Consider the following 236-nt stretch of genomic DNA (forward strand, 5'->3'; position numbering starts at 1 on the left):
GCCCCCATCCGCTCGCCGGTCGGCTTGAAAACGAGCATGCCGATCGAGAAGGTCGTGGCGTAGCCGACAAGGCCGATGATGATCCACAGGTCGGAAAAGCCAACCCAGAAGCCGCACATGATCAGGCCGAAAATCAGGGTGAGCATCGACATCGGCGCGAAGAAGCGGCCGCCGAGCTCGCCGCTCGCCCGCATCGCTTGCAGCTTGTCCTGGATGTTGCCGGCGCGCTCGGCGAG

The 236-nt window shown here is 64.4% G+C and carries 1 pseudogene; it reads right to left on the reverse strand.

From position 1 onward, the window contains the following. Window positions 1-236: pseudogene (locus P9236_RS30800) on the reverse strand (hypothetical protein); the annotation flags it as partial.

Source organism: Mesorhizobium sp. WSM4884 (genome assembly GCF_029625675.1).
Classification (GTDB): domain Bacteria; phylum Pseudomonadota; class Alphaproteobacteria; order Rhizobiales; family Rhizobiaceae; genus Mesorhizobium.